Here is an 8,232-nt window from a genome sequence, read left to right as displayed (position 1 = left end):
GATGTGCGCGATCAGGTCCGCGTTGTTGGAGCGCAGAAGTTCGACGAAGCATTCTTCCTTGCTGGCGAACTCGTCGTAGAAGGTGCGCTTGGAAGTCTTGGCGTTGCGGACGACGTCGGCGACCGTGGTGGCGCGATAGCCGCGTTCGGCGATCGAATGGGCCAGCCCATCGAGCAGCCTGCGGCGGAATCCGGCGGCGCTCGAGCCGGTCTGGGGTGCGTCGTTCACAGCGGCCGTCACTGTAGCCAACTCGATGTCATGCTCACCCTTGCGCCGTGTGGTACTAGGCGGTACCCTACTACATCAATGACGGTACACCGCAGTACCGGGACAGTCTGGAGTGCTCGATGAGCGAAGCGACGATCGCCGATACACCGACCATCAGCGCCACGCGGGCCATCAAGTTGCCGCCGGGGCCGCGTCTGCCGCGTTTGGTCCAGGGTGTGGGTTTCGTGTTGTTCCGTCGCAGGTTCACGGGCGGTCTCGTCCGCAGATACGGCGACGTGGCGACCATGAACCTGCCCGTGTTCGGCCACATGGTGACGGTCGCCGACCCGCAGCTGGCCAAGCAGCTGTTCATGGCGAATACCGACGAGGTCGGCAACATCCAACCCAACCTCAGCCGCCTATTCGGCTCGGGTTCGGTGTTCGCCCTCGATGGCGCCGACCATCGCCATCGGCGCAAGCTGCTCACGCCGCCGTTCCACGGCAAGAGCATCAAGAACTACGAAGTGATCTTCGAAGAGGAGACGCTGCGCGAAGCCGAGACGTGGCCCGAGGGTCGGGAGTTCGAAACCCTCGAGCCGATGATGCGGATCACGCTGAACGTGATCCTGCGCGCGGTGTTCGGCGCCGACGGTGAGCGGCTCGACGAGCTGCGGGCCATCATCCCGCCCTGGGTCACCCTCGGTTCGAAGCTCGCCATGGCGCCGAAGATGCCGCATAGCCTCGAACGCTTCGGGCCCTGGGGCAGGCTGGCCGAGTACCGGCGTCGTTATGACGCCGTCGTCGACCGGCTCATCGACGACGTCACGGCTGACGCGAGCGCCGAGGGCCGTGACGACATCCTGACGCTGCTGCTACGCAGTACCTACGAGGACGGCTCGGCGATGTCGCGCCGCGAGATCGCCGACGAGCTCCTGACGTTGCTCGCGGCCGGGCACGAGACGACCGCGTCCACGCTGGCTTGGGCATTCGAGCGGGTCAGCCGTCATCCCGAGGTGCTGGACGCGCTGGTCGCCGAGGCGGCCACCGGCGACAACGAATACCGGCAGGCGACGATCCTGGAGGTGCAACGGAGCCGCACGGTGATCGACGGCGCCGCCCGTCATGTCTACGCGCCCACGTTCGAACTCGGTGAATGGGTTATCCCGCAGGGATATTCGATCAGGGTGGACATCTCCAACATTCACGGGCGCTCCCAGGAGTTCCCCGATCCCGAGCGGTTCGATCCACGGCGCTTCATCGGGAAGCGCCCGTCGACGTTCGCGTGGTTACCGTTCGGCGGTGGCACGCGGCGATGCGTGGGCGCGGCGTTCGCCAACGTCGAGGTGGACGTCGTCCTGCGAACGGTGTTGCGCCACTACACAATCGACACATCGACGGCGCCGGATGAGAAGGTGCACTGCCGTGGTGTCGCGTTCACCCCGACGAAGGGCGGCCGCGTGGTCCTTCGTCGCAGGCCCGCCCCGCTGGCCTGAACGTGAAACTGCCGCGACGCGTGATGCGTCGCGGCAGCTCGTGTGGCGCTCTTACTGAGAAGCTGTCTCTCGCCTCGGCAGCTTCCACCCTGCCCGCGGGAAGTGGCACGTGTACCCATTGGGGTACTTCTCCAGGTAGTCCTGGTGCTCGGGCTCGGCCTCCCAGAAGTCGACCGCTGGGGTGACCTCGGTGACGACCTTGCCGGGCCACAGGCCCGAGGCCTCCACGTCCGCGATGGTGTCCAGCGCGACGGCCTTCTGCTCGTCGTCGGCGTAGAAGATCGCCGACCGGTAGCTGCTGCCGACGTCGTTGCCCTGGCGGTCCTTCGTCGTCGGATCGTGGATCTGGAAGAAGAACTCCAGCAGCGCGCGGTAGTCGGTCTGCGCGGGGTCGTAGGTGATCTCGATGGCCTCGGCGTGCCCGGGGTGCTTGCGGTAGGTGGGGTGATCGTTCTGGCCACCCGTGTAGCCGACGCGCGTCGACACCACACCGGGCTGCTTGCGGATCAGGTCCTGCATGCCCCAGAAGCATCCGCCTGCAAGGATCGCGGTCTTGGTCGTCATGCCTGTGCCTCCTGTGAAGAAAAGAGCGTCTTGTACTCGCCGTAGCCCTCGGCCTCGAGGTCGTCGAGATGGATGAATCTCAGCGAAGCGGAGTTGATGCAGTAGCGCAACCCGCCCGCCTCGCGCGGTCCGTCCTTGAACAGGTGGCCCAGATGGCTGTCGCCGTGTGTCGAGCGGACCTCGGTGCGCAACATCAGATGGCTGAAGTCGCGCTTCTCGACGACGTGGGTGTCTCCGTCGGGCCCCTGGATCGGCTTGGTGAAGCTCGGCCAGCCCGATCCGCTCTCGAACTTGTCGACCGAGGCGAACAACGGCTCACCGGATACCACGTCGGTGTAGATGCCCGGCTCGTGGTTGTCCCAGTACTCGCCCGTGAACGGCCGTTCGGTGCCGCTCTTCTGCGTCACTTGATACTGCTCGGGAGACAGGGCATTCACTGCCGCGGGGTTCTTGTCATATGCCTTCGCCACTGGTCCTCCTAAGGTTGGCACTCGTATAACCTCAAGTGCCCTTCGGAAGTTCCTGGCCGAGGGGCGTTCTCCTCCGTTGGGCCGAACGCCACGACCCGCTCGACAAACGCTGGTAGAACGTGTTCTAGTTCTGGGTGTGACGGGTAGCACTTTCAGCCGCGACGAGCTGGCCGAGGCCTTCGCAGAATTCGAGGCGACGGTGGGCCGGGCCGCCGAGACCCGAGACTGGGATCCATGGGTTGACCAGTACACCGACGACGTCACGTACGTCGAGCACGCGGCTGGCACCATGCACGGCCGCGAGCAGGTACGGGCCTGGATCTGGAAGACCATGGAGAGCTTCCCTGGCAGCTACATGACGTCGTTTCCTTCGCTCTGGACCACGATCGACGACTCGACGGACCGCGTCATCTGCGAGCTCGACAACCCGATGCGCGACCCTGGTGACGGCACGATCATCACCGCAACGAACCTCTCGATCGTCACCTACGCGGGCGACGGCAAGTGGTGCAGGCAAGAGGACGTCTACAACCCCCTTCGTTTCGTCGCCGCGACCGTCAAGTGGTGCAAGAAGGCCGAGGAGTTGGGCACGCTGCCCGACGAGGCCGCGGCGTGGATGAAGCGCTATGGGGGCGGGAGCCGCTCCGGCGGCGACATCGGACAAGCGCGGTGACCGCCCTCGTCATCGGCGCGAACGGCTACCTCGGTTCGCACGTCACCCGCCAACTCGTGGCCGACGGACAGGACGTCCGCGTGATGGTTCGGGCGGGAGCCAACACCGTCGGCATCGACGATCTCGACGTCACGCGCTTCGTCGGTGACATCTGGGATCGCCAGGTCCTTCGCGATGCGATGACCGGCTGCGACGTCGTCTACTACTGCGTCGTCGACACCCGCGGCTGGCTCAAGGACCCCGCCCCGCTCTTCCACACGAATGTCGACGGCACCCGAAACGTGCTCGACGTCGCCTCCGAACCGGCCATTGCCGTCGGCCTCGAGCGCTTCGTCTTCACCAGCAGTTACGTCACGGTCGGACGACGGCGCGGCCGGACGGCCACCGAGGATGACGTCATCGTCGACGGAGGCGAATCGTCGCCGACCAAACGGCTCCGCGGGCTGACGCCGTACGTGCGGTCGCGCGTGCAGGCGGAGAACCTCGTCATGCAGTACGTCCGCGACCGTGGCCTGCCCGCCGTCGCGATGTGCATCTCGACCACCTACGGCGCGGGCGACTGGGGGCGCACGCCACACGGCGCGATCATCGCGGGCGCAGCGTTCGGCAAGCTGCCCTTCGTGATGAGCGGCATCCAATTGGAGGCCGTCGGCATCGACGACGCCGCGCGCGCCATGATCCTCGCCTCGACGAAGGGTCGCGTCGGCGAGCGGTACCTCATCTCGGAGAAGATGATCGACAACGCCGACGTCGTCCGCATCGCCGCCGAGGCGGCCGGGGTGCCCGCACCCGCGAAGTCGATGGCACTGCCGGTCTCCTACGCGATGGCGGCGCTCGGCAGCGTCAAGGCGCGACTGACGGGCACCGACGAACGTCTGTCGCTGGACTCGCTGCGGTTGATGCGGGCCGAGGCGCCGGTCGACTGTGCCAAGGCCAAGCGCGAACTCGGTTGGCAGCCACGGCCCGTCGAGGAGTCGATCCGCGAGGCGGCCAAGTTCTGGGTGGCACTCCGCGAGGCCAAGCGCAAGAGCAAACAGGCGGGTTGAACGGCGCACCGACGGGCGTTCAGTCAATGGGCACGCCGCGATGGCGCACCTAACCTCGACGACATGACCAACAAGCTTCAGGTCGACCTGTCCGGTGCCCCGCAGACCATGCTCGCGACGCTGTACGCGAAGGCGCTCGACGCCGCCGCGCCACACCCCATCCTCGGCGATCAGTACGCCAGGGACATCGTCGACCGGCTCGACTACGACTGGTCGCAGACGACCATCACCGCGCGCACCGCGCCATCGGTGGCGACGCGTACCGAGCACTTCGACACCTGGACCCGGCAGTTCCTGGAGGCGCACCCGAAATCCACTGTGCTGCACCTTGGTTGCGGTTTGGACAGCCGGTACTTCCGAATCGATCCCGGGCCCGACGTGGAGTGGTACGACGTCGACTACCCCGACGTCGCCGCGCTGCGAACCCAACTCCTCCCGCGCAGTGAGCACAACCACGTGGTCGCCGCGTCGGTCACCGATCCCGCCTATCTGGCCGACATCCCCTCCGATCGTCCGACGCTGATGATCGGGGAGGGCCTGACGATGTACCTCACCCGCGACGACGGCATCGCACTGATGCGGCGCATCGTCGATCGCTTTCCGTCAGGGGAGCTTCAGTTCGACGCGTTCAACACCCTCGGCATCAGATCGCAGTGGTCGAACCGGGTAGTGCGCCGCGCGGGGGCGACGCTCCTGTGGGGCATCGACGGTCCCGACGAGATTCTGGCTGCAGTGCCGGGCGTCCGACTCCTGGCGTGGCTGTCGGTGTTCGACTCGGCCAGCTTCAGACGACTACCTGGCCCATACCGCTTGATGGGCCGGACGATGTCACGGGCGAAGGTGCTGCGCTACATGGCGCAATACCACCGCTACGCGTTCTGACTCCTGACGCCGAGCACCGGCTGGCATCGGTGGCCGTCGTCGAAGCCCGGCGCCCACGGCCACCTCCCGCGGTCGTCCGCCCACACCAATTGCACGGCGCTGATGTCGGAGCCCTCGATCGCGATCGCCATGCCCATGTGCGCGTCGGGATGGTCGACGCCGACGAGTTCGAGGTTGGTGCCCGCGGGGAGGGCGACCCGATCTCCCGGAGCGGGTTTGCGGCCCACCAACGCCCGCCTCGCGAACGTGTTCAGCAGCCATCCGGCCGGTCGTGGCGCCAGGCCGGTCACCAGGAGTTCTGGCAAGCCACGGTCGTGTAGGCCGATCGTGTACGCAAAGGGTCGGCGGTCGTCTTCGACGTACTGCACGGCCCAGCCGTGGTCCAGGATCTTCTCGCGCATCAGGGCGAGATAGTCGCCCAGTGTGTTGTCGGGGTGGTCGCATTGCCAGCACATGGGGTGGCCGCCTCTCTGTGGTTCTTGCGGCGAGAGTGTCCGTGGGCGGCGACATCTGACGGGAACGAGAGCGCGGTGAGGCAGAGTTGTGCACAGTCGCGGGTTCATCCACAGGCGGCGGCTCTTGGGGCAAGGGGCGGGCGGCTGCCCAAACGGTCAGGAGGTGGATTCGGCCTTCGCCTTGAGCCGCTGCAGCGTCAGCTCGATGTGTCTCGCGTTGGCCGAGGTGCGATCGGCGACACCGGTTGTGATCGCCGCTGGCTTGCGAATCCAGCCAGGCCGGTGGTCCCAGGTGCTTTCCGTGACCCTGCAGCCGCCGTCGACGGGCTCGATGTCGTAGCGCCAGTGCGCCACCGGGACGACGACGGCGGTCTTGACGTCGAACGCGAAGACCAGTCCAGGCTCGGCGTGGGTGACGGTGCACTTGGTGGTCCACGTCTTGCCGCGGTTGGTGTTGTGGCCCTTGAACACGGCGCCCGGCGCGGCGCCGTTGCCCTTCTGCCACACCATCGCGTCGGCCTCCTCGGCGAGCGTGGCCATCGTCGGAAGGTCGGTGATCAGGGCGTACACCTCGGCGCAGCCGGCCGCGATCGTCACGGAAGCCTGGGCCGATGGTTCGCTCATCGCGCGATCGTAACCAGGGGCATTGCCTTCCCGGGTCGCTTCGCGCCTGCCCTCCGATGCGGGAATCACGGGTGCCTCTGAGCGCGTTGGTTTCAAGATGACCGAACGTCCAGTTCTCGAGCCCACCGCAGCGCACCCGATCACCGTCACGCCGACCGGCCGCCACGTCGTCGTCCGCGTCAATGGCGAGGTCGTCGCCGAAACCGACGATGCCCTGACCCTGCAGGAGTCGACGTACCCCGCGGTGCAGTACGTGCCTCTCTCCGCCGTCACCCCGTCGGTGCTGAAGCGCAGCGACACCACCACCTACTGCCCCTACAAGGGCGAGGCGAACTACTACCACGTGACCGCGGCGGACGGCACCGTCGACGACGCGATCTGGACCTACGAGCAGCCGTACTCCGCGGTCGCCGCGATCGTGGGTCACGTGGCGTTCTACGCGGACAAGGCCGACGTCGCCGTCGGCTAGACGCCTGGTGGCCTAGCCTTTGGCGGTGCCCAGTTCCGCAGGCGTGGTGTGCAGTGTGGTCTTTGCGGGCCCCGCCAGCCCGGAGATGACGCTGTCGCCGCAGCGGCGCGGACCAGGCGACCCTTGCTACCAAATCGTCGACGGTGCCATCTGGAAGACCAGCCTGTTGTCGAGTGGTGCGGTGACGGCGCGAATCGCCAAATCGGCGTCGAACACCGTCGACTGCGAGGCGTGGGGGGACGGCGCGAAGGAATTCCTCGAGCGGCTGCCCGCCCTGCTGGGGGTGCTCGACGACAAGACCGGCTTCGCCCCCGAGGAGCCGACGGTGGCGGCGGCCCACCGTCGCGTTCCGCACCTGCGGCTCGGGCGTACGGACCGTGTGATGGAGGCGCTGGTGCCTGCCGTGCTCGAGCAGCGGGTCACCGGCAAGGATGCATTCCGGGCCTGGCGGCTGCTGGTCACCAAGTTCGGCTCCCCCGCTCCCGGTCCGGCGCCTGCGCGCATGCGGGTGCCACCCCCGGCCGACGTGTGGCGGCGCATCCCCTCTTGGGAGTTCCACCTTGCGAACGTCGACCCCGGCAGGGCGCGCACCGTCGTCGGCTGTGCGCAGCGGGCCGAGAGCCTGGAGCGGCTTTCCTCTCGCGCACCCGAAGACGCGCGCTCGGCCATGACGTCGTTGCCGGGCATCGGAGTGTGGACGGCGGCTGAGGTGGCCCAGCGCGCGTGGGGTGACGCCGACGCGCTGTCCGTCGGCGATTACAACCTCTCCAACGTCGTCGGCAGCACACTTCTCGGCCATCGGATCGACGACGAGGAGATGCTCGAACTGCTGGAGCCACTGCGGCCCCACCGGTACCGCGCCACCAGGCTGCTCGAGGTCAGCGGCATGGCGCGCAATCCCCGGTTCGGGCCGCGCCTGGCCATTCCCGATCTGCGAGCTCTGTAAACGGTTGAGGCCGAGGTGACCCGGGTAGGCGTCCTGTTGAGCCAATCGAAGGAGGCAAGTTCATGGCAGGATTCACGATTCCCGGAATTTCGCAGGAGGACAGCCGCGAGGTCGCCGGACTGCTGCAGAAGCAGCTCAGCACCTACAACGACCTGCACCTGACCCTTAAACACGTGCACTGGAACGTCGTCGGCCCGAACTTCATCGGCGTTCACGAGATGATCGACCCGCAGGTCGAGTTGGTCCGCGGGTACGCCGACGAGGCCGCAGAGCGCATCGCGGCATTCGGGGTGTCACCGAAGGGCACTCCCGGCGCGATCCTCAAGGACCGCACCTGGGACGACTACTCGGTCGGCCGCGACACCGGCCTCGCACACCAGGCGGCGCTGGACCTGGTCTACAC

12 protein-coding genes are annotated in these 8,232 nt (G+C 67.0%); 7 read left to right on the top strand and 5 right to left on the bottom strand.

What is annotated here, in order from left to right:
• A partial coding sequence (locus ACRDUX_RS02395; protein ID WP_526410648.1) for a TetR/AcrR family transcriptional regulator occupies positions 1 to 228 on the bottom strand: 228 nt, incomplete at its 3' end.
• Between the two features lie 119 nt (positions 229 to 347).
• Between ACRDUX_RS02395 and ACRDUX_RS02390 the strand changes: the two genes are divergently transcribed.
• The gene (locus ACRDUX_RS02390; RefSeq protein ID WP_526410646.1) at positions 348 to 1,700 is read left to right on the top strand and encodes a cytochrome P450; all 1,353 of its coding nucleotides are present in this window, start codon (positions 348 to 350) and stop codon (positions 1,698 to 1,700) included.
• 51 nt (positions 1,701 to 1,751) lie between these two features.
• On the opposite strand, the gene msrA is transcribed toward ACRDUX_RS02390, so the two are convergent.
• Together msrA and msrB are read right to left on the bottom strand one after the other, a co-directional pair.
• Positions 1,752 to 2,264, bottom strand: a complete 513-nt coding sequence (gene msrA, locus ACRDUX_RS02385; protein WP_526410644.1) for a peptide-methionine (S)-S-oxide reductase MsrA — start codon at positions 2,262 to 2,264, stop codon at positions 1,752 to 1,754.
• On the bottom strand, positions 2,261 to 2,734 hold the full coding sequence (gene msrB, locus ACRDUX_RS02380) for a peptide-methionine (R)-S-oxide reductase MsrB (protein ID WP_526410642.1): 474 nt from the start codon (positions 2,732 to 2,734) through the stop codon (positions 2,261 to 2,263). The genes msrA and msrB overlap by 4 nt, the downstream gene beginning before the upstream one ends.
• A gap of 136 nt (positions 2,735 to 2,870) precedes the next feature.
• On the opposite strand from msrB, the gene ACRDUX_RS02375 reads away from it, so the two are divergent.
• The 3 genes from ACRDUX_RS02375 (at position 2,871) to ACRDUX_RS02365 (ending at position 5,335) form a co-directional block, all read left to right on the top strand.
• Positions 2,871 to 3,407 (top strand): nuclear transport factor 2 family protein, encoded by a 537-nt coding sequence (locus ACRDUX_RS02375; RefSeq protein WP_526410640.1) that lies wholly within the window; start codon positions 2,871 to 2,873, stop codon positions 3,405 to 3,407.
• The gene (locus tag ACRDUX_RS02370) at positions 3,404 to 4,453 is read left to right on the top strand and encodes an NAD-dependent epimerase/dehydratase family protein (protein WP_526410638.1); all 1,050 of its coding nucleotides are present in this window, start codon (positions 3,404 to 3,406) and stop codon (positions 4,451 to 4,453) included. Before ACRDUX_RS02375 ends, ACRDUX_RS02370 begins: the two co-directional genes overlap by 4 nt.
• A gap of 63 nt (positions 4,454 to 4,516) precedes the next feature.
• On the top strand, positions 4,517 to 5,335 hold the full coding sequence (locus ACRDUX_RS02365; RefSeq protein WP_526410636.1) for a class I SAM-dependent methyltransferase: 819 nt from the start codon (positions 4,517 to 4,519) through the stop codon (positions 5,333 to 5,335).
• Here ACRDUX_RS02365 and ACRDUX_RS02360 read toward each other — a convergent pair.
• Both ACRDUX_RS02360 and ACRDUX_RS02355 read right to left on the bottom strand, forming a co-directional pair.
• Positions 5,323 to 5,790 (bottom strand): DUF4262 domain-containing protein, encoded by a 468-nt coding sequence (locus tag ACRDUX_RS02360; RefSeq protein ID WP_526410634.1) that lies wholly within the window; start codon positions 5,788 to 5,790, stop codon positions 5,323 to 5,325. The genes ACRDUX_RS02365 and ACRDUX_RS02360 overlap by 13 nt on opposite strands.
• Positions 5,791 to 5,946: 156 nt before the next feature.
• Positions 5,947 to 6,414, bottom strand: coding sequence for an SRPBCC family protein (locus ACRDUX_RS02355; RefSeq protein ID WP_526410632.1), 468 nt, complete (start codon positions 6,412 to 6,414; stop codon positions 5,947 to 5,949).
• A gap of 97 nt (positions 6,415 to 6,511) precedes the next feature.
• Between ACRDUX_RS02355 and ACRDUX_RS02350 the strand changes: the two genes are divergently transcribed.
• From ACRDUX_RS02350 to ACRDUX_RS02340, 3 genes are all read left to right on the top strand, one after another.
• Positions 6,512 to 6,883: a DUF427 domain-containing protein gene (locus tag ACRDUX_RS02350; RefSeq protein ID WP_526410630.1), complete on the top strand. Its 372-nt coding sequence runs from the start codon at positions 6,512 to 6,514 to the stop codon at positions 6,881 to 6,883.
• Between the two features lie 85 nt (positions 6,884 to 6,968).
• Positions 6,969 to 7,829, top strand: a complete 861-nt coding sequence (locus tag ACRDUX_RS02345) for a DNA-3-methyladenine glycosylase family protein (RefSeq protein WP_526410650.1) — start codon at positions 6,969 to 6,971, stop codon at positions 7,827 to 7,829.
• Between the two features lie 62 nt (positions 7,830 to 7,891).
• Positions 7,892 to 8,232, top strand: a 341-nt coding sequence (locus ACRDUX_RS02340; RefSeq protein WP_526410628.1) for a ferritin-like domain-containing protein, incomplete at its 3' end; no start/stop codon positions are given.

It is taken from the genome of Mycobacterium sp. (genome assembly GCF_050701675.1).
Classification (GTDB): domain Bacteria; phylum Actinomycetota; class Actinomycetes; order Mycobacteriales; family Mycobacteriaceae; genus Mycobacterium.
The sequence above is the reverse complement of the archived record's forward strand: the minus strand, read 5'-3'. Positions and strand labels throughout refer to the sequence as shown.

Bases quoted from the DNA above. Each gene is read 5' to 3' on its own strand.
- ACRDUX_RS02350 (WP_526410630.1), top strand. From the start codon at position 6,512: ATGACCGAACGTCCAGTTCTCGAGCCCACCGCAGCGCACCCGATCACC.
- ACRDUX_RS02390 (WP_526410646.1), top strand. From the start codon at position 348: ATGAGCGAAGCGACGATCGCCGATACACCGACCATCAGCGCCACGCGG.
- ACRDUX_RS02345 (WP_526410650.1), top strand. From the start codon at position 6,969: ATGACGCTGTCGCCGCAGCGGCGCGGACCAGGCGACCCTTGCTACCAA.
- ACRDUX_RS02365 (WP_526410636.1), top strand. From the start codon at position 4,517: ATGACCAACAAGCTTCAGGTCGACCTGTCCGGTGCCCCGCAGACCATG.
- ACRDUX_RS02360 (WP_526410634.1), bottom strand. From the start codon at position 5,790: ATGTGCTGGCAATGCGACCACCCCGACAACACACTGGGCGACTATCTC.
- ACRDUX_RS02355 (WP_526410632.1), bottom strand. From the start codon at position 6,414: ATGAGCGAACCATCGGCCCAGGCTTCCGTGACGATCGCGGCCGGCTGC.
- msrA (WP_526410644.1), bottom strand. From the start codon at position 2,264: ATGACGACCAAGACCGCGATCCTTGCAGGCGGATGCTTCTGGGGCATG.